Consider the following 21,279-nt stretch of genomic DNA (forward strand, 5'->3'; position numbering starts at 1 on the left):
GCAGGTTAGTTAGCGGCGTCGTCCCCAGCGTCAGCCGCGTCGGCCGCATTGCCGCCGCCGTCCCCGGCCTCCACCCCGGGCTCCGCGAACCAGAGCCGGGTCTCGCCGTATTTCTTCTCCGCGAACCGCTCCAGGCCCTCCGGCCAGGTGGGCTCCGGGGTGCGGGCGGAGCGTTCCACCACGACGACGGCGCCCTCGGCCAGGTGCGGGAGCAGCTTGGCCAGCACGGCGGCCAGCGCCGCCTCATCCAGCGGGTAGGGCGGGTCCAGGAACACGAGGTCCCAACGGGTCGCCTCGGCGGTGCGGTCCAGGAAGGACTCGACCTTGGAACGGTGCACGGAGACGACCTTGCGCCGGGCCACGGTGTTGACCAGGTCCGCGTTGCGCTGGCAGACCTCGCTGGCCTTGCCGTCGAATTCGACCAGGTCAACGGTGAGGGCGCCGCGGCTGGCGCTTTCCACGCCGAGAGACCCGGAGCCGGCGTAGAGGTCCAGCACCCGGGCGTCGGCGATGACCTCGAAGGCGTCCAGCCGGGAAAACAGCGCCTCCTTGACCCGGTCCGTGGTGGGCCGGGTCAGGGATCCGGGCACGCTGACCAGGGGTGTGCCGCCGGCGGCGCCGGCGATGATGCGGCTCATCGCTGCCGCTCCTGTCCGGCCGTGGCCGGCCCGGTGGTGTTGCTCGCTGCGCTTGGTGGGCTAGCCGCGTTCAAGGAACGCCTCCTTCTCGGGGTTGAGGTAGTCGTCAATCGCCGCGGCCAGGCCGGCGTGGCGGGCCAGGTCCGGGTCGGCGCCGACGATCGCCTGGGCGTCCTGCCGGGCCCGGGCGATGATGTCCTCGTGTTCCAGGACCCGCAGCAGCTTCAGCGTGGAGCGGCCGCCGGACTGGGAGGCGCCCAGGATGTCGCCTTCGCGGCGCAGCTTGAGGTCCTCCTGGGAGAGCTCGAAGCCGTCCGTGGTGGCCGCCACCGCGTCCAGCCTGCGCCGGCTGGGGTGCCCCGGTTCCAGGGTGGTGACCAGCAGGCAGGTGCCCGGCAGCCCGCCGCGGCCCACCCGGCCGCGGAGCTGGTGCAGCTGGGAGATGCCGAACCGGTCCGCGTCCAGGATGACCATAAGCGTGGCGTTGTGCACGTCCACGCCGACCTCGATCACGGTGGTGGAGACCAGCAGTTTGGTCTGGTTGGCGGTGAAGGAGGCCATGGTCTCGGATTTGAGGACCGGGTCTTGCCGGCCGTGCAGCGGCGCCACGGGGACTCCGGCCAGCGCCGGTTCGTCGCGCAGGAGTTCGACGACGCCGGTGACCGAGGCGAGCTCCCGGGAGCCGGTCTCGGCCAGGTCGGCGTCGGTGGGTTCGGCCTCGCCGGGGCTGAAGTCGCCGTCGTCGTCGGTGCCGATCTTGGGGCAGACGACGTAGACCTGGTGGCCGGCGTCGATCTCCTCGCGCGAGCGGGACCAGATCCGGGTGGCCCAGGCCGGGTGTTCGGCGAGGCCCACCACGTGGGTGGAAATCGGGGCGCGGCCGGCCGGCAGTTCGTCCAGCACGGAGGTCTCCAGGTCGCCGAACACGGTCATGGCCACGGTCCGCGGGATGGGGGTGGCGGTCATGACCAGCAGGTGCGGCGGCTTGCTGGCCTTGGCCCGGAGCGCGTCGCGCTGTTCGACGCCGAAGCGGTGCTGTTCGTCCACCACGATCAGGCCGAGGTCGTAGAAGGAGACGTTCTCGCTGAGCAGGGCGTGGGTGCCGATCACGATCCCGGCGGTCCCGGAGGCGGCGTCCAGCATGGCCTGTTTCCGGGCGGCGGTGGGCATGGAGCCGGTCAGCAGTGTGACCTGGACCGAATCGGGGCCGAGGCCGCCCAGCAGCCCGTCCCGGGAGAGCGGTCCCAGGGTGCGGCGGATGGAGTCGTAGTGCTGCGCGGCGAGCACCTCGGTGGGGGCCAGCAGCGCCGCCTGTCCCCCGGCGTCGACCACCTGCAGCATGGCGCGCAGGGCCACGATCGTCTTGCCCGAGCCCACCTCGCCCTGCAGCAGCCGGTTCATCGGCGAGTCCAGGGCCAGTTCCTCGGCGAGGGTTTTCCCGACGGCGGCCTGGCCGGCGGTCAGGGTGAAGGGCAGCTGCCGGTCGAACGCCGTCAACAGCGCGTTGGGTACGGGACGGCGTGCCGTCGCCTCCTCGGCCGCAAGCTGGGCGCGGCGCCGGGCCAGGGCCGACTGCAGCACCAGGGCTTCCTGGTAGCGGAACCGGTCCCGGGCCCGCTGCCAGTCGGGCTGGGTGTGCGGGATGTGGATCAGCCGGTAGGCGTCCGCGACCGGCAGGAACTTTTCCCGGGCGGCGATCGCGGCGGGCAGCGGGTCGTCCAGGCCCTCCAGTTCGGCGGTCTCCAGCAGGGTGGCGATCACCTTCTGGATGGACCAGCTGGTCAGCTTCGCGGTGGCCGGGTACACCGGGACGGGCATCGCCGCGAGCTTCTCCGGGTCCATGCCGGGGATGTCCGGGTCTTCGTCGAGCAGCTGGTACTGCGGGTTGGTCAGGCCCAGGGAGCCGCCGTAGCGGGTCACCTTGCCGGAGAACAGGGCGCGTCGGCCCGGCAGCAGCTCGGCCTTGGCGCGGTAGGCGTTGAAGAAGCTGACCTTGAGGGTGCCGGCGTCGTCGGTGATCACGACGTCGGTCAGCGTACCCTTGCGGGCGCGCATGGACCGGGTGCTGCTGGAGACCACCCGCGCGATCAGGGTCACTTCCTCGTCCAGCGGGACCTCGCTGATGGGGGTCAGCTCGCCGCGGTTCAGGTAGCGGCGCGGGAAATAGTTCAGCAGCCCGCCGACGGTGGTGATGCCCAGGTGCTTTTCAATGACGGCCGCGGAGCGCTTGCCGATCCGGCGGTCCAGGCCCAGTTCAAGTTCAGCGTTCATGTCCGTCGAGGTCCGTGCTGCGGGGCCGGGCGCCGGGAACTGTTTCCCCGGGGAGAGCGTCGGGATCGCGCGGGAGGGCAAGGTCGCTGACGCTGATGTCCGAGGGTTCGCCGAGGGAGCGGATCAGTGCGACGGCGGGGGCAGGGTCGGGCACGTGGACGTGCACCCGCCACCGGTAGGCGCCGTCAGCGTCGGCGTCGCCGCCCACCTGGCTCATGATCACGGACTCGCCCATCTCGTCGAGCCGCTGCCGCATGGTGGCCGCGTCCAGCGGCGAAAGCGTGATGGTGCACATAACCTCCACACCGTCATCGCGCGGCATGTCCGCGTGGATGTGCGGGTCCTGGACGTCGTAGCCGTGCAGGCCGTCCAGCAGCTGGTCCTGGAGCTCCTCGCCCAGGACGGCGGAGCGCAGGCAGTCCAGGATCAGGAGCATCCCGACGCCGCCGGCGTCCACCACGTGGGCGGTGTGCAGGGCCTCGAGCTGGTCCTCGGTGTGCACTACGGCGGCCAGCGCCGCTTCCACCGCGGCGTCCAGCGCCAGGCCCAGGGTATGGTTGCTGTCGTCGCCGTCGTGCTCGTCGTCGACGGCGGCGGCGGCACGGGCTGCCGCTTCCATGACGGAGAGCATGGTGCCGGGGACCGGGTCGCTCAGCGCGGACCAGGCCCGGATCTGGGCACGGTTGAGGGCGGCCGCCAGCAGCGGCGAGCTAAGCCGGGGGTGGCCGGCTAACGGTTCGGCGGCCGCGCACAGGAACACGGCGAAAAGCGTGCCCGAGTTGCCCCGCGCCTGCTCAATCGCGGCTTGCCCGGCCCGGGCCAGGACCGCACCGACGTCGTTCTGCGCCGGGTCCGGCGGGCCCACCACGTGCAGCTGCGCATCGGCGGTCAGCTGCGGCAGGGCGGCGGTGTCGGTGGCGACATCCTGGAGCGCCCGGGCGGCGGCGCGCACGGTGAGGTAGAGGTTGGTCCCGGTGTCGCCGTCGGCCACGGGAAAGATGTTGATGGCGTTCAGGCGATCGCTGTGGTTCCCCAGCGTTGTTTCCGCCTTGCCCAACCACCGCTTCATCGCTTGCGCGTTGGCGGCAATCTTAGTCTGCAAAGTGATCCCATCCCACAGTGTCAGCGGGCCTGCCCGCTATGGTGACGCCTGTGCTGTTTGTTGGTGCAGAGGCCTCTACCGAGCCTATCGCAGTGAACCCGTGCGGCAGCTGAACGCCCGGCGGGAAGGCCGCCAGCAGGCCGTGGTCTTCGCCGCCGCCCAGCACCCAGGCAAGCGGGTCCGCGCCCAGCAGGGCCGCGGCCGGTTGCAGCGGCGCGGCGAGTTCCTTGAGCGCGGCCGGGTCCAGGTCCAGCACGGCGTGGCTGGCCGCGGCCATCCGCGCGCCGTCCCGAACCAGTCCGTCGGAGATGTCCATCAGGGCCGTGGCGCCGGCGTCCCGGGCCAGCGGACCGGCGTCAAGCGGGGGCAGGGGCCGGCACTGGGTGTCCATCAGGGAACGCTGCTCCGGGCTCAGTGCGTCCACGGGGTTGCCGGATTCCAGCAGGGCCAGGCCGGCGGCGGCGCGTCCCACGGTGCCGGCGAGTGCCAGGGTGTCCCCCGGCCGGGCGCCGGAGCGCAGCACCGCGGGCTGCCCGTCGAGGGTGCCCAGGATGGCGACGCTGACGGCGAGTTCGCGCCCGCGGCCCAGGTCCCCGCCGGCTACGGCGCAGTCCTCCGCGCCCAGCCCGCGGATCCCGGCGCTCATCCCGTCGGCGAAGTCCTCCACCCAGGAGACGAGGGTTTCCGGGGGCATGGTCAGGCTGACCACCATGGAGGTGGCGCGGGCGCCCATGGCATTGATGTCACTGAGGTTCTGGGCGGCGGCCTTCCAGCCGACGTCGTAGCCGGACGTGCGGTAGCCGTTGTTCCACTGCAGCCGGAAGTCCTGGTCCGCCACCTGGGTGTCGATGCTGACCACGGTGCGGCCATCCGGTGCGGCCACAATCGCTGCGTCGTCGCCGGGTCCCAGCAGCAGGGAGCGGTTGCTCCCGCCGTGCAGCCGCGGGAAGATCCGGGCGAGGAGCTCCGACTCGGAGAGTTCGGCCACGGTCAGGGGCTCAGGGCTGCGGCGTTCAGGGCTGGGGGGTTCAGGGGGCTGGCTTTCTGGGGTCCGGGGTTCAGGCACAGCCCTACGCTATCGCGCGGGTCGGACAACGGGGGCCGGGCGGCCGCGGCAGCTCTTCCCGGCAGCGGGCAGAACGGCACGCCGGCCCGGCATTTCGTGGTTGACAGGGCACGTGCGAAACTCTTAGGCATGCCCCGACTGATGCCCTCGTTGCCGCCTGCGGCGGCCCAGGGCCTGGCGTTCACCGCCGGGGCGGCTGTGCTGTGGCTGATCATCGCCATCCAGCTGTTTGTCAATGTGGACCCCTTGAGCGTGCACCGCACGGACGCCGTCATCATGCTGGGCGGGGCCAGCTCCGAACGCCTGCCCGTGGCCCAGCGGGTCCAGCAGGAACTCGGCGCCCCGGTCCTGGTGCTCTCCCACACGGACACCCCCGGAAACAAGGTGGCGGACGAAAAATGCAATACGGCACAGTTCCCCAACTCGAGCCTGGTCTGCTTCCAGCCCGGTGAATACGACACCCGCGGCGAGGCGCAGGCGATCGGCAAACTCGTCAAGCTCAACGGGTGGAAGTCCATTACGGTCGTGACCTCCAGTTACCACGTCACGCGCGCCGGGCGGCTGATGGAGCAGTGCACGACGGCGGACGTCCAGATGGTGCCCTCGCACCCGGACTTCTCACCGGCACAGTGGCTGCGGCGCTTTGTCATCGAAACGGGCGGCCTGATCGATGTGTCACTGCGGCCCGAATGCCCCTCAGGCAACGGCTGAGACGCGGATCCGGGCCGACCGCCGGCCGAGGCTAGGCCTCTCCCGGCGCGGCCGATATTACAGCCCCTTGCTGTACTCGCGGAGCCTCTCGTGGGCCGGTGCCGGCTCGAAGCCCGCGGCCGTGATCCGGCTCAGGTCCAGCACGCTGTTCTCCGGCCTCGGTGAAACAGTTTTCCCACGAAAGTACTCTTCGGTGCTGACGCCGGTGACGGCGTCCCGCGGCTTGCCCACCAGTTCGTACACGTCGGCGGCGATGTCCGCCCAGGACTGCGGTTCCCCGGCGTTGCTGAGGTTGTAGGTGCCGTAGGGCGAGCCCGTCTCGAGCAGGTGCCGGATCCCCGCGGCGATGTCCTGGGTGAAGCTCAGGCGCCCAATCTGGTCGTTGACCACCGAGGGTTCGATGCCGCGGGCCGCGAGGGAGGCCATGGTGCGGACAAAGTTGTTGCCGTCGCCAATGACCCAGCTGGTGCGCACAATGTAGTGCCGGGGCACCACACTGACGACGGCGTCGCCCGCGGCTTTGGTCTGGCCGTACACACCCAGCGGGGAGACAAGCTCTGACTCGTCGTGGGTGGCGCGGGTACCGTCGAAGACGTAGTCGGAGGACACGTGCACCAGCGTTAGGTCGTGCTCAACAGCGGTCCGGGCCAGCCTGGCGACGGCGGTGACGTTGACCGCCCAGGCGGCGGCGCGGCCTTCCGCCGACTCGGCGGCGTCCACCGCGGTGTAGGCCGCGGCGTTGATGATGGCGGAGTAATTCTTCCAGTTCCGCCCTGTGAACGAGTCCTCGCTGCCGAGGTCGAACTCGGCGCGGCCGGCGAATTCCACGGATGCGTCGCCGTCGTACGCGCTGCGCAGGGCCTTGCCGAGCTGGCCGTCGGCGCCGAGAACCAGGACCTTCTTTGGCGGCATCGGCGTGACGTCCGCCAGCCGCGGGTGCGCTTTGTCCTTGTCCGAGAGCTCGGCCTGCTCCAGCGGGACCGGCCAGCTGATGGCCGCGGTCTCGTCGGCAAGGTTCAGGAACGTGTACTGGCCCTGCGCGTCGGCGGACCAGTGGTCGTTGACCAGGTAGGCGTAGGCGGTGTTGTCTTCCAGTGTCTGGAAGGCGTTTCCCACTCCCCGGGGAATGAAAATGGCCTGGCTGGGATCCAGCTCGGCGGTGAAGACGGTGCCGAAGGCCGGTCCCTCGCGCAGGTCCACCCAGGCGCCGAAGATCCGCCCGGTGGCCACGGAAACGAACTTGTCCCATGGTTCGGCGTGGATGCCGCGGGTGGTGCCGGCGGACTCGTTGAACGAGATGTTGTTCTGCACGGGACGGAAGTCCGGCAGTCCCAGCGCCACCATCTTTTCCCGCTGCCAGTTCTCTTTGAACCAGCCCCGGTTGTCACCGTGGACGGGGAGGTCGTAGAGGACGACGCCGGGAATCGGCGTTTCGTGGGCGGTGAGCTTTTTCGAGAACTCGATCGACATGTCCTACTGGCCCTGTTCCTTGTATTTGGCTTCGGTGGCGGCCTTCTGCGGACGCCACCAGTCCTCGTTGTTCCGGTACCAGGCGATGGTGTCCTCGATGCCCGCCTCGAAGTTGGAGAACTGCGGCTCCCAGCCAAGTTCGTCGCGCAGCTTGGCGGAGTCGATCGCGTACCGCAGGTCGTGGCCAGGCCGGTCCACCACGTGGTCGTAGGCGTCGGGCGTCTCCCCCATGTGCTTGAGGATCAGCTCGACGACGTCCTTGTTGTTCTTCTCGCCGTCGGCGCCGATCAGGTAGGTCTCGCCGATCCGGCCCTTGGCAATGATCGCCAGGACGGCGGACGAGTGGTCATTGGCGTGGATCCAGTCGCGGACGTTCTCACCCTTGCCGTACAGCTTGGGGCGGATGCCGTCGATCACGTTGGTGATCTGGCGCGGGATGAACTTCTCCACGTGCTGGTACGGGCCGTAGTTGTTGGAGCAGTTGCTGATGGTCGCCTGCAGGCCGAAGGACCGCACCCAGGCCCGGACCAGCAGATCCGAGCCGGCCTTGGTGGAGGAATACGGGCTGGAGGGGTTGTACGGGGTGTCTTCGGTAAACCGCTCGGGGTCGTCGAGTTCCAGGTCGCCGTAGACCTCGTCGGTGGAGATGTGGTGGAAGCGCTTGTTGTGCTTACGCGCGGCTTCGATCAGGGTGTACGTGCCGATGATGTTCGTGTCCAGGAACGGGCGCGGGTCATGCAGCGAGTTGTCATTGTGCGATTCGGCGGCGTAATGAACCACGACGTCGGCGTCCGCGACCAGGGCGTCCACCACGGCGGCGTCGCAAATGTCGCCCTGCACGAACCGGAACCGCTCCTCCGGCAGGCCTTTGAGGGATTCCAGGTTGCCGGCGTAGCTGAGCTTGTCCAGGACCGTGACATGGTCGTCGGAGTTTTCCATGACGTAATGGACAAAGTTCGAGCCAATGAAGCCGGCGCCGCCGGTGACAAGGAGTTTCTGCATCCGTACAGCCTAACGCGCGGGAAGAGCCGGTTTGCTGGCGGACAAATTGCAGGCAATGATAAAGCCCATGCGTGGAATAATCCTGGCCGGCGGTACCGGCTCCCGACTGCACCCAATCACTCTTGGCTCAAGCAAGCAGCTGGTGCCGGTCTATGACAAGCCGATGATTTATTACCCGCTCTCCACGCTGATCCTGGCCGGCATCCGCGACATCCTCATCATTACCACCCCGCACGACGCCGACCAGTTCCAGCGGCTGCTTGGCGACGGCAGCAAGTTCGGGGTGAACATCACCTACAAGCAACAGCCCAGTCCCGACGGGCTGGCCCAGGCCTTCATCCTGGGCGAGGAGCATATCGGCAACGAGCCGGTGGCACTGGTCCTCGGGGACAACATTTTCTACGGCCAGGGCATGGGCACCCAGCTCCGTCGCTTCGAGAACATCAAAGGCGGCGCGGTGTTCGGCTACTGGGTCTCAGACCCGGGGGCATACGGCGTCGTTGAATTCGATGAGAACGGCAAGGCCATCTCGCTGGAGGAAAAGCCACTCCAACCCCGCAGCAACTACGCAGTTCCCGGCCTGTACTTTTACGACAACAACGTCATAGAGATCGCCAAGAACCTCAAGCCGTCTCCCCGCGGTGAGCTCGAAATCACGGACGTTAACCGCGTCTATCTGGACCGCGGCGAACTCCACGTGGAGATCCTGCCCCGCGGCACTGCCTGGCTTGATACCGGCACGTTCGATTCGCTGAACGACGCTTCGAACTTCATCCGCACGGTGGAGCACCGCCAGGGCCTCAAGATCGGCGCTCCGGAAGAAATCGCGTGGCGCTTGGGATTCCTCAGCGACGGCGAACTCTACGAGCGCGCTGCGCCGCTGGTCAAGAGCGGCTACGGCTCCTACCTCATGGGCCTGCTCGAAGAGCCCGCTGGCGTGGCAGCGGCGCGGTAGACCGCAGAATCCGGGATTCGGTTCGAATGCAGATCCAACGCGTGGTGATGTAAGAATTGAGGATGGCCCGGTAGACGTCGTCGACCAGGGCGACGACCGAGCATGCGAGGAGGACCGACGTTGGAGCATGACGCCGCACAAACTCCGCCGCTGGTTGCCGCGCCCAGGCACCTCCGCCGGAAACGATTTCGTGCCGACATCCCTGATGAGCTGTTGGTCACCGGTGCCGCTCCTTTCCCAGCGGCGCCCGAATCAGCTCCACGCCCCAAGCCACAGCGGCAGCCCACGGCCGCACGCAGGACCGCCTACCAGCGCAAGCGGCTTGTCGCCCTCGTGGCGGTGATTCTTGTGTGCCTGGCTGTGCCGGCCCTGGTTGCAACACTACTGCTTGCGGGCTAGCCCGAACTGCCCGTGGCGCGGCGAACCAGCGCGGCGATGTGCGCCGCCGATTCCGCGAATTGCGCGCATTCCCGTAGCATCGTTGCCGACGTCAACACATAACTTTGGGGGAATTTTCCATGCTCAAGATCATGCCGATCTTCGGAACCCGGCCTGAAGCCATCAAGATGGCCCCCATCGTCGCCGAGCTGCAGGAATCCCCGCTTTTTGACTGCGTTGTCACCGTCACCGGCCAGCACCGCGAAATGCTGGACCAGGTCAACGAGCTTTTCGGCATTGTGCCGGACCATGACCTCGACATCCTGCAGCAGCGCCAGTCCCTCTCCGCCATCATGACGCGCACCATCGACGGCCTGGACAGGCTCTTCACGGCTGACAAACCGGACGCCGTGATCGTTCAGGGCGACACCACGACGTCGACGGCGGGCGCGATCGCCGCTTTCTACCACGGCATCCCGGTGGTCCATGTCGAGGCCGGGCTTCGCAGCGGCGATCTCTTCTCCCCGTTCCCGGAGGAGGCCAACCGGAAGATCACCAGCCAGATCGCCAGCCTGCACCTCGCACCCACGCCGGTCAGTAAGGCAAACCTGCTGGCCGAGGGTATCAGCGCCGACGACGTGGTGGTCACCGGGAATTCCGTCATCGATGCCTTATTAACAACTGTCGGCAAAGAAATCCCCTTCACCGACCCGCAGCTCGAAGAACTCGCAGCCTCCGGACGGCGGATCCTGCTGGTGACCACCCACCGGCGGGAGAACCAGGGCGACGCCATGCGCGGGGTCGGCCGGGCCCTCGCCCGGCTCGCAGATTCCGAACCTGATATGGCAATCGTCCTGCCGGTGCACAAGAACCCTGCCGTCAGGGAGGCCGTCCTACCAGCGCTGGAGGGCAAGTCCAACGTCGTGGTGACAGAGCCGCTCCCCTATGGCGAGTTCACCCGAATGCTCTCCCTGGCCCACGTTGTCCTGACCGACTCGGGCGGGGTGCAAGAAGAAGCGCCCAGCCTGGGCAAACCCGTCCTGGTCATGCGGGACAACACCGAGCGGCCCGAGGCTCTCGAGGCCGGCACCGTGAAGCTGATCGGCACGGACGAGGAAAAGATCGTCGCCGAGGTGACGCGGCTCCTGCACGACCCGGCGCACTTCGAGGCGATGGCCAACGCGGTAAACCCGTACGGCGATGGCCAAGCCGCCGCGCGCACCGTCGCCGCCCTACAGGAACTGCTCGGCGTCGGTTACCGGATCGCGGACTTCGACGGGGCCTAACAGGACCCGCTGGGCAAGAATGCCGCGACTACGCCACGGTCCGTGAAGCCGGCAGCAGCCTTTTCCGGTTGGCCACCCGCAGTCGGTCCCTAATGGCGGCCCATACTGCGCTTAAGCGCCGATACCAGTCGTGAAGAGGATCACCGGGCCCATAATTGGCAGCGAGTTGCCTGTAGTGCACGTGCAGCCGCTCCGCGCCTCTGGGTCCGCCCCCGTAGGCGTAGCCCGCCCAAGCTCGATAAGCGAGTGCACCGGGATGAGCGAGGGACTTCCTCAGCTCCAATGATGTTCCGGCCAGCGAATCCACGGACCGTCCAGGTTGGGTGATGAGTTCGTCGAGCCGGTCCAAAAGCCCGTGTGAGAACACAAACATTCTCCGATGCGTGCCCCCTGGCGAATAGGTGAATTCGCCAAATACCGGCCCTGTGGGGCTGTCAAACATGTCGATACTCACGAACGGTGAATCTGCCTCGAGGGAAAGCCGTTGCGCCCACCAGAGCATTTCCGGGGCGTTGAGCGGAACCACAGGCACCCCAGGTTTCGCGGAATCGCTCAGCAAGTAGTCGGTACCAAGCTTAAGTGGACGGAAGTCCCCATCGAATAGGACGATTCGAACGGGACCGGAGTTTCGGTCAATCTGGACCACCAGCCCGACTTCACCCTGGAAGCAGTAAAACTTGTAATCGAAAGGAATAGCCCCAACACCCAGTGTGTGGACCACGAGCTCCTCGACAATCCAGCGTGCCTCCTTCTGTGAGAAGGAGGCGGCTTTCTCCAACTGAATCCGCACTATGGATGCGACGTCCAAGGTCTGGAGATTCATATGGTCGAAGTACTCGTCCGGACCGGTACGCTCCAGGATCATGACCCCGCGAGAGGACCACCCGTTGGCTAGCTTCAAGACAAACATGTCGGGCAGGCTCTCTCCATGCAGGCGGTCCAAGCTGTCCAGGATGGCGATCCTCTTGGGGACCCTCATCCCCAGGTCCTCCACGAAGGGATGTGAAATGATTTTCTGAGCCAGTTCCTTACGGCGACTGGTCCCGCGTCGCTCGAATTCAGCGGCTACAAACGCCAGAAAAGGCGACTCCGAATTGGCGCGATCAAATCCAGACGGATCCATTTAAGCCCTACCCCCAATTAGTGCTTGATGACGCGGATATGAGACAGTTGACTCTCAGATCCCGCCAATAAATCAACAGTCTAGAGAAAGCTGCCAAGCGCGCCAAATCGTGGGAACATGAAGTGTTAGCCGGGGGTGAGAGCGCTTAACTTGGCCGCAGCCGAGCGAAGTGAGTTGAAGTGAGCATGGACCGCAGGGATTTCCTCCGCCTGTCCTTGGCGGCGTCTGCCGGCGCTGCCGTGGCAGCCTCATCGGCTGAAGCTGCCGCAGCCAATCCGGGCCCTATCGATCAGCGGAGGGTCGCCGCCGGCCTGTATGGCCCCGTCCGTGAAAGTGTCCAGGCCATGCCGCGCGGAGCACGCAAAGGCATCGGCCTCGGCGTCGGCGACAAGTACAGCATCAACCAACTGGACGCTTTAAACGTGAACTGGTTTTACACGTGGGGCGCCACCTATCCCGACGTCCGAATGACCCCGGGATTCGTCCCGATGATCTGGGGGCGCGGAGGCATCGAGCGTGGCGACGTCGACGAAGTCGTCTCAGAACGCGGCACCACCCGGGCAAGGGAACTGCTCGGTTTCAACGAGCCCGATCATCCCGAGCAGGCGGCCATGAGCGTGGCCGAGGCCATCAGCTACTGGCCCGAATTGCAGGCCTCCGGGATGCGGCTGGGCTCGCCGGCATCAGTTCACCCTCAGGGTGTCTGGCTCAAGCAGTTCATGGACCAAGCGGCCTCGAAGAAGCTGCGGGTGGACTTCATCACCATGCACTCCTACTCGTCCCCGAACTCCCGGGCCTTCCTGAACAATGTCCAGAGACTCCACGACCGCTACCGTAAACCCATCTGGATTACGGAATACGCCGTCGCGGACTGGAAGGCGAGGCCGGGGTCCCCCAGCCGCTACTCGGAAAAGCAGATCATGGCGTTCATGCGCGAGACGGCCGCCGGACTGCGCCGGATGCCGTTCGTGGAGCGTTTCGCTTGGAAGACGAGGGAAGAAGGGGACCCGGTCATGGGTGCCTCGGCCCTGTTCCGTAAGGACGGTTCCCTGACGCGCACCGGCCAGCTTTACCGGTCACTCTAAACGACGTCAAGGGGAAGCGACGACTGTCCCAGAGGCATTTGGTGCGGAAGGACAACCCTTGGCAATTCCTGCGCTTTTGCTGGAGATCTCCTGAGTTCTTGCGTGCTAAATTTGCTCGTGCCTCACTGCCGTGCGGCCGACTGAACTCCGTCGCCGCCTGATCTACGGGCAGCCTGGATCCGACCGAAAGGTAACCGTGGAACGCCGTACGTTCTTGACCATGCCATTGGCGGCAATGGCCGCCCCGGGCGCCCTACTGGCAGCCAACGCAGTCCCGGCCCAAGCCGCTGGCACCATGTCGGTCCCTGCGATCACAACCCCGGCGAATACCCTCAAGGGATTCGGACACGGGGGTAAAGACGCACTGGCGCTCCAACAGATCAAGAGCCTCAAACTGGACTGGCATTACACCTGGGGTTCGCACCCCAACGTCACAACCACCCCGCCGTTCATCCCTATGGTTAAGAGCGCCAGGACGATGCTGGAGCAGGACGCCTTGGGATACGTGATGCGCCAGCTATCCCAGACTAAAACGAAGCACCTTCTGGGGTTCAACGAACCCGATGTGACGGCTCAGGCCAACATGACGGTGGATCAGGCCATCAGCCTTTGGCCCAAGCTCCAGGCGACGGGCCTGCGCCTGGGTTCTCCCGCATGCAAGAATCCTGCCAGTCCCTGGCTGGCCGACTTCATGGCTAAGGCCAAGCAGAAAGGCCTTCGCGTCGATTTTGTCACGACGCACGTCTACGCGTGGCCGAACGCTGACGACTTCCTGAACAAGATCACCATGCTCCACGAAAAATACGGCAAGCCGATCTGGGTGACGGAGTACGCAGTGGCCGATTGGAACGCCACCTCCTCCAACCCCTGCCGGTACAGCCGCGCCCAGACCGAGGACTTCATGCGCGCCACGGTAGCGGGACTGCGCGCGATGCCGTTCGTGGAGCGCTTTGCGTGGAAGACGCGCTCAGCAAAAGACATTAAGATGGGATGCTCGGCCCTGTTCCATACGAACGGCAGCCTCACCAGCACGGGCAGGCTCTACGCTTCGCTGTAGGGCCCGCGCTGTCGACAAACGACCCCCAACACAGAAAGGATCCCACCAGAGCTCTAAACCTGGTGGGATCCTTTCTCTTGGGTCCGCTGCATCAGCGGCCGGGCTTATCTGGCGGCAGCGAGCTCCAACAGTACGCTCTTGTGGCCCAAGGAGACGATGTCCCAGCCAGCCGCATTCCATTTCTCGTGATCCAGAACGTTGCGCCCGTCAAACATTCGCTTATGCGCGACAGCTGCCCCCAACTCGGTTGGATCCGTAATGACGAATTCAGACCATTCCGTCAGCAGCATGACCAGGTCGGCATCGGCCACGGCCGTGTCCAGTGAGTCAACATAGTTCAGCCGCGGGTATCGCTTGGCGGCGTTAGCGTTGGCGGCGGGATCGTAGACGCTGACGTCAGCACCACTGTTATACAACCTCGCAGCCACGTCCAGCGCCGGCGAATCACGGACATCGTCGCTATTGGGCTTGAAGGCGACGCCGAGGACGGCCACGCGCTTGCCCTCCACCTCGCCGAGCAGCGTTTCGGCAACGTGGACCGCACGGTCGCGGCGGCGGAGGTTCACTTCATCCACCTCGTTGAGGAAGCGCATGGTGCTGTCCAGGCCCAGTTCGGAGACCCGCGCCTGAAGCGCCCGGATGTCCTTGGGAAGGCAGCCGCCGCCAAAGCCGATGCCAGCGTTGAGGAAGCGGCGGCCGATCCGGGCGTCGAGGCCGATTGCGTCGGCCAGCGTCCGGATGTTACCGCCGACGGTCTCAGTAACTTCGGAGAAAGCGTTGATGAAGGAGATCTTGGTCGCGAGGAAGGCGTTGGCCGCCACCTTGACCAGTTCAGCCGTTTCAAAGTCGGTGGTGATGAACGGGGTGTCGCGGCTGATGGCGTCCGCGTATACCTCACGCAGGGTGGCCTCCGCAGCCGCGGAATCCACGCCGATCACCAAACGGTCGGGACGCAGGGTGTCCTCCACGGCGAAACCCTCGCGAAGGAACTCTGGGTTCCAAGCGAAGTTGACCGTCACGCCCTCGCGTGCTTCGTCGGCCACGAGGCCCTTCAGGCGGCGGGCGGAGCCCACCGGAACCGTGGACTTCCCGACGATGAGGGAGTCTTTGGTGGCTGCCCGGGCGATCGCTGCGACAGAGGCGTCCACATAAGTCATGTCCGCTGCGTGCTCACCGGCGCGCTGCGGTGTGCCGACGGCGATGAAGTGGACGTCCCCGAAGGCGCCCGCCTCCTCGAACGAAGTGGTGAAGCGCAGGCGGCCCGATTCGGTGTGCTTGCGCAACAGCTCGGGCAGGCCCGGCTCGTGAATGGGCAGCTCTCCCCTGCTGAGGCTGTCGATCTTTTCCTTATCGACGTCGACGCCCAGGACTTCGAAGCCCAGTTCCGCCATGCATGCCGCATGCGTGGCCCCTAGGTATCCAGTACCGATCACGGTTAGACGAAGTGTCACTAGTCCCCCAGAAGCTGCCATAAGTTAGTTGTCTGGGCGCGGATGGCGCAACCAAACGGGTCCACTATATAGCCGTTGCGAAAAATCATCCATTTGGGCCCTGCAGGGGTGTTCAAGGTCATCCGATTACCACCTTGGCTCAAGATTGCCACTCTCCTGCCGGCCACCAAAGCGAGCCAGCCGTCGTCCAGGTGCAGATTGGCCCAGTACAAGCACCTTTCAAGCTCAAGGTTCGGTGAACCGCCTCGTGAGTAGAGGCCTCCACCAATGTCGCAATGACTGGAGGTGGTGCTCAAGTCATGGCCCCAAAATCCACCTGATCGTCCGCTATTGCTCGCCACGGATGGTGGGGGAAGTCGGTCGCCTACGCCGAGAATCAGGCCGTAGCCGGCATCAGTGTCGCATGGGCCATCAAAGAAACCTAAGGCTATTCGTGCGCTAAGGTGAACGGGGCGCTGAAGACGACCTTGAGGGGGAATGCGTGTTAATTGCTAATGGGAACGTGTGCATCGAACACGTCATGGCCGGGGGTAAGTCCGCTGCCTGTGACGCGGGTCGCGAAGATGACAGCCGGAGTGTCGCGGCATGACGTCGATCTGTTTCGTCTCCGAAACTGGGCGGAGTGAAAGGCCGATCAGCGACCCATCGGTACGGTATCGGTGCTATCACCCTGCAGAGGTGCTGACTGGCCAGGGCAACTTCGCATCCGTGTACTCGGCCGCGCAATTCTACAAAGACCCGAACTTCGATTACGACGTATACGTTTTCCACCGGCCCAACACGGCCCGCAAGAATTTCCTGCCGGTCCTCCATCATCTGCGGAGGGCCGGCAAGACGCTCATCGCCGACTATGACGACCTCATCTTCGGAGACGAGGAGATAGCCCTGCAGTCCTCGGCGGCAAAGAACGGCACGTTGACACCCGAGAGGGCCATCGCCGCATTCGCAAGCAACCTCTCGGGCCTGCGCGAATTCGACAAGGTGACCGCATCGACAACGCCGCTCGCGCAGCGGGTGAAGGAGTCCAGCCCGGACGCTGACGTCAGCGTCGTGCCGAACATCATCCCGCCGTCGATATTGTCCGTCCACGGCGAGTTGGAGACGTATCTCGCGAAGCGCCCGCACACGGCAGTCGGCTACTTCGCGGGGACCAAGAGCCACGATCGAGATTTCCCGGTCGTTGCCGACGCGCTACACCGGGTGCTCATGGAGAATCCCGACTTCACGCTGATGATCATCGGACCCGTCGCGGTCCCGCCGGCGCTCGCGGCGCTGCCGAACGTCAGCACTGCGCCCGTCGTGAACTTCTTGCGGTTGCCGGGGCTGATGACGCAGTGCAGCACGGTGATCGCACCGTTGGAGATCAGTGACTTCAACGCGTGCAAGTCGCGGGTGAAGTTCCTCGAAGCAGCGCTGTCGGGCTGCCGCCTGCTGGCCAGCCCGATCCCTGACATGCGAGCCATCGAATCAGATGGCCTGGAGCTTATGGAGTCGCTCGACGATTGGTACGAAGCTTTGTCCGCGCCTGTGGAGCCGCGAGGCTACTCACAGGCAGCAGAGAACTTTGATTTCTTGCGCAGCACCTCCCACGTGGACGGTCTGACGACATTCTGGAGTGAAGCATGAGGGTCCTGATCTACGTCGAGCCGCACCCGATCCGGGACAGCCAGACGACCTTCAAGGACATAGCTCGGGACTTCCTTCCCCTACTTGCGGGGTCCACGCCGGCATTCGACGTGCGCATGTATGCGACGCGTGCCCTCGTGGGCGCCCTCGGGGCCGAGGCTTTGGCGGGGGTGGAGAAGCGCCTCATCCGGGCAAGCCCCGCTGAGGAGGACGTATTCGCCGGGCATCTCTGCGACTGGGATACCGAGGGCATCCCTGCGTGGTTAAGCCTCATGGCAGGTGGCGACGTCGCCGACGAATACGTCGGGATCCTTCGCCGCGTTTGGAGTGTCTTCCCCTACGACATCATCGTCCACTGGGGTGAGAATGGCGCCGTGACGCGCTTCGTCGAGGAGCGGCCCGTGACGCGCATTGCGATGGAGCTCGGCTGCACCCGTGCCCCGTTCCTTCAGAGTGTCGTTATGGACCCGTTCGGCACGAACGGCAATGCGATCGTCCCCCGACTGTCGGTGGATGACCTGCGCGGGATCGTCGGAGACAACCCCATGACAGCCGCCGAGTCGCTCTACGGCTACTCGGCGAACATCGACGCCCTGCCCTACGAACAGCAGTTCCTCCCCCTACGCGCTGGAGACTGGTCCGCCCGGGTCCTCGGCACCACCCGGAAAATCGCGTTTCTCCCGCTTCAGCTCCACGACGACGCCAACCTCCTGCGCTTCTCCAAGTACGAAAACGTCGAAGACGTCGTCCTCGACGTCGTGCCCAAGCTTGCCGCCGCTGGTTACCTAACGGTCATCAAGACACATCCTGGTGCCAAGATCAGGCAACAGTCCAACCTCGCTTTCTCCCTTGCCCGGGCCGCGTTACGCCCGTGGGCCGACGACGTTGTGTGGCTGGATGCCACCAGCGCGGAGTACAGCAATGCCCAGCTGGTTGCCTTGGCCGATCTGGTGGTGACCGTCAACAGCTCCGTTGGGTTCGAGTCGCTGTACTTCGACAAAGTCGTTTCGGTGCTGGGCGACGCTGGCTACAAGCCGACCGGCCTGTTCCCCGGCCTCGACGAGGCTATCTCCGGCGCCTTCGACCTGCAAGCCTACCGATACGGGATCGGACTGCTTCGCCGTTTCATGCTCGGCGGCTACCTGGCCAGAGACGCGGTTCGCGGCGACTTCCACGCTTTCCAGAGCGCCGCCGTCACCATCGACGCGGCGCGCCGTGGCCACGAAGACGATGCGGCCTCCATCGCGAAGCGCATGTACCAGGCGTTCAGCTTGGCCCGGGAGCACCAGACCCGCGCACGAATGGTGAAGGGCAGCTCCGTCCCCGGATCGAGCGAGTTCGGCATCCCCGTCGTGTCGGCGTCCAAGGTCTCCCGCACCGAGTTCACCGGCCCGGCCCGCAGACTAGCCGCTCTGATCGGTGCAGTTGACAGCGACACCTTCGGCAACGCGCTGCGGACGGCGTTTGCCGATCCCAAGACCGCGGAGAAGTACGTCCGCGCCGCGGGAATTGTCGACAAGACGTTCTATCTCACCGCGCACAGCGACGTCGCCAAAGCCGGGAAGGATCCTGTCTGGCACTGGGCGCGCTACGGTCTCCGCGAAGGACGCATGCCTCGGCGTGATCTAAACGTCGGCTCAGTCGAGCGGCTGGTCGAGGAGCTGGTCGCCGCCGCGGAGCCGCTGTTCGACGGCGTCTCCGGTATCCGCGGATTCCCTGACTTCCCTTTAGACCATGACGCCGAAGCCCGCCGTCAGACCAGCCTCGACGCGATCCGGGTCGGCCTCAAGAAACGAGGCAACAAGGTCGTCGTCGTCGCGCATTTGTACTACCGCGATCTCGTTCCGGAGGTCCTCAAGTACCTCGCGAACATTCCTGAAGGCTTCGACCTCGTGGTGACGATGCCCGACTGGGGCAACCGCCAGATCGCCGAGCTGGTGCGCGCCGCTTACCCCGATGCACTGCTCTACCCCACGGCTAACCGCGGCCGAGACATCGGACCGTTCCTCGACGTGCTACCAGCAGTTCTCGAGCACGATTACGATGCGATTCTTCACCTGCAGACCAAGGCCGGCTACTTCCATGCCGGCCGCCTACGGCGCGACCTCGGTGCGCTGTGGCGCGGCGAGGCGTTGGACTCGCTGCTCGGCAGCCCCGCGCGGGTGGCGACGATCCTCGGTGCCATTCGTACGGACCCTGCAGTCCACCAGGTCGGACCGCAGCCGCACTACCTTTCCCTCGATAGGTATCCTTACCACGACGGTGGCGGACTTGGCGAGGAGCTCCTTGGAACGTCCCCCGCGGAGGGGTTCTTCGCTGGAACGATGTTCTGGGTCCGTCCGGACGTCTTGCGCCCGATCGTCGAGTCGGGTGCACTCACCCTGACGAGCTTCGCTGAGGAGACCGGTGCGAACGACGGCGCGTTGGCCCACCTTGTGGAACGGCTGTTCGGCCACGCTGCGCTGGCCGACGGCGGAGCGATCCTCGGCGCACCCGTCGACCCGACCGAGCCCCTCGTTGGGGACCTCAAGCCCCTCGCGGTCACGATCCATGAGCACATGGAAGCCGCCCTAGCGGCAAAGCGGGCGGCAACTAAGACGCGCTCACGTGAGGCCCTGGCGTGGTAACTGACGGGGACGCACAGGGAGCGACAAACATTGATCACAGCGCCATATGTTCTGGTGCGGTAGAACACCCTGTTCGCTTGCAGGCACGAGCCGAGCTACACGGGGGCTCGTCGCTCGGTCGCTTCGGGTTCCTCAATGTGGGGACGGTCGTTTACGGCGGCGTTGAGATCGGTCGTTACTTCAGCTGCGGACGCGGGGCTGAGATCGGTGTTGCGCCCCATCCATTAACTGGACTTTCGACGCACGGATTCACCGTGAACAATGCGTGGTTTCCCGGCATTGAGGGATACGGCCTGGCAGCCGGTAGCGCCCCACGGATCCCTGAGAAACTGGCGACGCGTATCGGTCATGATGTGTGGATCGGAGCGCAAGTAGTGGTCATGCCGGGCGTAACGATCCACACGGGCGCGGTAGTTGCAGCAAATGCCGTGGTCACTAAAGACGTGGAACCTTACGAAATCGTCGGCGGGGTCCCTGCCCGGCACATCGGGTTTCGTTTTACCGAAGACATTCGCCACCGGTTGCTCGCGTCTGAGTGGTGGAACCTTGATCACGATGTCATTCAACGGCTCCCGTATCGTGATGCGTTACAAGCAGTTGCGGCGTTGGAGACGTCGCTTGGTCCCCCTAATGCATCGGAAAAGGCGCTGAGCCCACGGTCTCAGTCCAGCCCAGCCCGGACCGGAACTGTCAATGATTCGCGGGCGCGGGCGTGCTACGACGCGGCTCCCTTCTTGAGTCTGAAGCACACCACGTACTTCTCCGTCTACGACCAACTGTTCTCTCGCTTCATCGGCAAGGCCCCGGTGATCGTCGAGGTGGGGGTCCTCAACGGCGGCTCGCTGTTCATGTGGCGTAAGTTCTTTGGGCCAGATGCCCGAATCATCGGAGTCGACCTCAACCCGGAGGCTGTATGGCTGCGCGAAGAAGGCTTCGAGATCCATATCGGTGACCAGACCGACCCGCAGTTCTGGGAGAACTTCTTCCGCCAGGTCGGTGACGTCGATATCTTCCTCGACGACGGCGGACACACGTATCCCCAGCAGATCGTGACCGCGACGTCGGCGCTCGACCACATCCGGGACGACGGGCTGTTGGTTGTCGAGGACACGCACACTTCGTATATGACGGATTTCGGAGGCCCGAGTGACACCTCCTTCGTGAGCTGGGCCGTCAACCTGGTGCACGGCATCAACCACCGCTTCTCCGCCTTCGTCGAGGATCACGACGCAGAATTGCGGGTTTGGTCGGTACAGTTCTTCGAATCAATCGTTGCGTTCCACGTCGACCGCCACCACGCTACCGTCGTGTCCCAACCCACCATGAACCACGGCGAGGGGCGTGACGCGAAAGATTTTCGCTACCACTCCGAGCTCGCTGTGACCGACGATGGTCTGCGGGCGTACTTCAAGCACTGACCACGCCGGGTGG

Annotated in this window: 16 protein-coding genes; 8 read left to right on the forward strand and 8 right to left on the reverse strand. The window is 65.3% G+C overall.

What is annotated here, in order from left to right:
• Positions 1-5: 5 nt before the first annotated feature.
• From rsmD to thiL, 4 genes are read right to left on the reverse strand one after another with little or no spacing between them, the layout of a single operon-like run.
• Positions 6-638 (reverse strand): 16S rRNA (guanine(966)-N(2))-methyltransferase RsmD, encoded by a 633-nt coding sequence (gene rsmD / locus ABIN76_RS12340; RefSeq protein ID WP_346959984.1) that lies wholly within the window; start codon positions 636-638, stop codon positions 6-8.
• A 60-nt stretch (positions 639-698) separates the two neighbouring features.
• Positions 699-2,909, reverse strand: a complete 2,211-nt coding sequence (locus tag ABIN76_RS12345; RefSeq protein ID WP_346959985.1) for an ATP-dependent DNA helicase RecG — start codon at positions 2,907-2,909, stop codon at positions 699-701.
• Complete coding sequence (locus ABIN76_RS12350) at positions 2,899-3,978, reverse strand: DAK2 domain-containing protein (RefSeq protein WP_346960024.1); 1,080 nt, start codon at positions 3,976-3,978, stop codon at positions 2,899-2,901. Before ABIN76_RS12350 ends, ABIN76_RS12345 begins: the two co-directional genes overlap by 11 nt.
• 22 nt (positions 3,979-4,000) lie before the next feature.
• Positions 4,001-5,005 (reverse strand): thiamine-phosphate kinase, encoded by a 1,005-nt coding sequence (gene thiL / locus ABIN76_RS12355; RefSeq protein ID WP_346960025.1) that lies wholly within the window; start codon positions 5,003-5,005, stop codon positions 4,001-4,003.
• Between the two features lie 201 nt (positions 5,006-5,206).
• Here thiL and ABIN76_RS12360 point away from each other — a divergent pair, with 201 nt between their 5' ends.
• Entirely contained in the window at positions 5,207-5,788 is a 582-nt protein-coding gene (locus ABIN76_RS12360) for a YdcF family protein (RefSeq protein ID WP_346959986.1), read from the forward strand.
• A 57-nt stretch (positions 5,789-5,845) separates the two neighbouring features.
• Here the strand turns inward: ABIN76_RS12360 and ABIN76_RS12365 are convergent, their stop codons facing one another.
• Positions 5,846-7,258, reverse strand: coding sequence for a bifunctional dTDP-4-dehydrorhamnose 3,5-epimerase family protein/NAD(P)-dependent oxidoreductase (locus ABIN76_RS12365; RefSeq protein ID WP_346959987.1), 1,413 nt, complete (start codon positions 7,256-7,258; stop codon positions 5,846-5,848).
• Positions 7,259-7,261: 3 nt separating this feature from the next.
• Positions 7,262-8,260 carry a dTDP-glucose 4,6-dehydratase gene (rfbB, locus tag ABIN76_RS12370; RefSeq protein ID WP_346959988.1) on the reverse strand — a complete coding sequence of 333 codons (999 nt, stop codon included), beginning with the start codon at positions 8,258-8,260 and terminating at the stop codon, positions 7,262-7,264.
• 67 nt (positions 8,261-8,327) lie between these two features.
• Here rfbB and rfbA point away from each other — a divergent pair, with 67 nt between their 5' ends.
• Both rfbA and wecB read left to right on the forward strand, forming a co-directional pair.
• Positions 8,328-9,215, forward strand: coding sequence for a glucose-1-phosphate thymidylyltransferase RfbA (rfbA, locus tag ABIN76_RS12375; protein ID WP_346959989.1), 888 nt, complete (start codon positions 8,328-8,330; stop codon positions 9,213-9,215).
• Positions 9,216-9,733: 518 nt separating this feature from the next.
• Entirely contained in the window at positions 9,734-10,879 is a 1,146-nt protein-coding gene (gene wecB, locus ABIN76_RS12380) for a non-hydrolyzing UDP-N-acetylglucosamine 2-epimerase (RefSeq protein ID WP_346959990.1), read from the forward strand.
• 28 nt (positions 10,880-10,907) lie between these two features.
• On the opposite strand, the gene ABIN76_RS12385 is transcribed toward wecB, so the two are convergent.
• Positions 10,908-12,002: an ATP-grasp fold amidoligase family protein gene (locus tag ABIN76_RS12385; protein WP_346959991.1), complete on the reverse strand. Its 1,095-nt coding sequence runs from the start codon at positions 12,000-12,002 to the stop codon at positions 10,908-10,910.
• A gap of 344 nt (positions 12,003-12,346) precedes the next feature.
• Between ABIN76_RS12385 and ABIN76_RS12390 the strand changes: the two genes are divergently transcribed.
• Together ABIN76_RS12390 and ABIN76_RS12395 are read left to right on the forward strand one after the other, a co-directional pair.
• A complete protein-coding gene (locus tag ABIN76_RS12390) occupies positions 12,347-13,087 on the forward strand; it encodes a glycosyl hydrolase (RefSeq protein ID WP_346959992.1) in 741 nt (246 codons plus the stop codon).
• Between the two features lie 196 nt (positions 13,088-13,283).
• Entirely contained in the window at positions 13,284-14,144 is an 861-nt protein-coding gene (locus ABIN76_RS12395; RefSeq protein WP_346959993.1) for a glycosyl hydrolase, read from the forward strand.
• 104 nt (positions 14,145-14,248) lie between these two features.
• Here ABIN76_RS12395 and ABIN76_RS12400 read toward each other — a convergent pair whose 3' ends face one another.
• Entirely contained in the window at positions 14,249-15,616 is a 1,368-nt protein-coding gene (locus tag ABIN76_RS12400; RefSeq protein ID WP_346959994.1) for a UDP-glucose/GDP-mannose dehydrogenase family protein, read from the reverse strand.
• 657 nt (positions 15,617-16,273) lie between these two features.
• Here ABIN76_RS12400 and ABIN76_RS12405 point away from each other — a divergent pair.
• From ABIN76_RS12405 to ABIN76_RS12415, 3 genes are all read left to right on the forward strand, one after another.
• Positions 16,274-17,221, forward strand: coding sequence for a glycosyltransferase (locus tag ABIN76_RS12405; protein WP_346959995.1), 948 nt, complete (start codon positions 16,274-16,276; stop codon positions 17,219-17,221).
• Positions 17,218-19,848 carry a rhamnan synthesis F family protein gene (locus ABIN76_RS12410; protein ID WP_346959996.1) on the forward strand — a complete coding sequence of 877 codons (2,631 nt, stop codon included), beginning with the start codon at positions 17,218-17,220 and terminating at the stop codon, positions 19,846-19,848. The genes ABIN76_RS12405 and ABIN76_RS12410 overlap by 4 nt, the downstream gene beginning before the upstream one ends.
• Positions 19,849-19,925: 77 nt before the next feature.
• Positions 19,926-21,266, forward strand: coding sequence for a class I SAM-dependent methyltransferase (locus tag ABIN76_RS12415; RefSeq protein ID WP_346959997.1), 1,341 nt, complete (start codon positions 19,926-19,928; stop codon positions 21,264-21,266).
• Positions 21,267-21,279 lie beyond the last annotated feature (13 nt).

Origin of the sequence: uncultured Arthrobacter sp. (assembly GCF_964021775.1) — a bacterium.
Taxonomy (GTDB): Bacteria; Actinomycetota; Actinomycetes; order Actinomycetales; family Micrococcaceae; genus Arthrobacter.

What these genes read in the sequence shown, in the direction of transcription:
- rsmD (WP_346959984.1), bottom strand. Translation starts at nt 638, where the DNA reads ATGAGCCGCATCATCGCCGGCGCCGCCGGCGGCACACCCCTGGTCAGC.
- ABIN76_RS12345 (WP_346959985.1), bottom strand. Translation starts at nt 2,909, where the DNA reads ATGAACGCTGAACTTGAACTGGGCCTGGACCGCCGGATCGGCAAGCGC.
- ABIN76_RS12350 (WP_346960024.1), bottom strand. Translation starts at nt 3,978, where the DNA reads ATGAAGCGGTGGTTGGGCAAGGCGGAAACAACGCTGGGGAACCACAGC.
- ABIN76_RS12360 (WP_346959986.1), top strand. Translation starts at nt 5,207, where the DNA reads ATGCCCCGACTGATGCCCTCGTTGCCGCCTGCGGCGGCCCAGGGCCTG.
- ABIN76_RS12365 (WP_346959987.1), bottom strand. Translation starts at nt 7,258, where the DNA reads ATGTCGATCGAGTTCTCGAAAAAGCTCACCGCCCACGAAACGCCGATT.
- rfbB (WP_346959988.1), bottom strand. Translation starts at nt 8,260, where the DNA reads ATGCAGAAACTCCTTGTCACCGGCGGCGCCGGCTTCATTGGCTCGAAC.
- rfbA (WP_346959989.1), top strand. Translation starts at nt 8,328, where the DNA reads ATGCGTGGAATAATCCTGGCCGGCGGTACCGGCTCCCGACTGCACCCA.
- wecB (WP_346959990.1), top strand. Translation starts at nt 9,734, where the DNA reads ATGCTCAAGATCATGCCGATCTTCGGAACCCGGCCTGAAGCCATCAAG.
- ABIN76_RS12385 (WP_346959991.1), bottom strand. Translation starts at nt 12,002, where the DNA reads ATGGATCCGTCTGGATTTGATCGCGCCAATTCGGAGTCGCCTTTTCTG.
- ABIN76_RS12390 (WP_346959992.1), top strand. Translation starts at nt 12,347, where the DNA reads ATGCCGCGCGGAGCACGCAAAGGCATCGGCCTCGGCGTCGGCGACAAG.
- ABIN76_RS12400 (WP_346959994.1), bottom strand. Translation starts at nt 15,616, where the DNA reads ATGGCAGCTTCTGGGGGACTAGTGACACTTCGTCTAACCGTGATCGGT.
- ABIN76_RS12410 (WP_346959996.1), top strand. Translation starts at nt 17,218, where the DNA reads ATGAGGGTCCTGATCTACGTCGAGCCGCACCCGATCCGGGACAGCCAG.